At 51.9% G+C, this 237-nt stretch carries 1 protein-coding gene; it reads right to left on the bottom strand.

All coding sequences use genetic code 11. The annotated features are described in order from the left end of the window. Nucleotides 1–237, bottom strand: a 237-nt coding sequence (locus ACCD02_RS32800; RefSeq protein WP_413310738.1) for an Hsp20 family protein, incomplete at both ends; no start/stop codon positions are given.

Genomic DNA, 237 nt, shown 5'->3' with positions numbered 1-237 from the left:
TCCAATCGATATCTTCCGAGGTTTGGCTTCCTCCGGCACGACCCGCAAAAGGTCCACCCTCAGTAAACCATTATTTAGCGAGGCGCCTCGAACCTCGATGTGATCTGCAAGACGGAACGACAAGCGAAACGCTCGTTGTGCAAAACCCTGATGCAAGTAAGTCACCTCCTTCTCACTTTCCCTGTAGCCACTGGCGACAGTTAGAACACCTTTCTCGACTTGTATGTCGAGATCGCC

The sequence above is a fragment of the Pseudomonas sp. Pseusp88 genome (assembly GCF_047303955.1).
GTDB lineage: Bacteria > Pseudomonadota > Gammaproteobacteria > Pseudomonadales > Pseudomonadaceae > Aquipseudomonas.
This window is presented reverse-complemented; position numbering and strand designations above follow the sequence as displayed.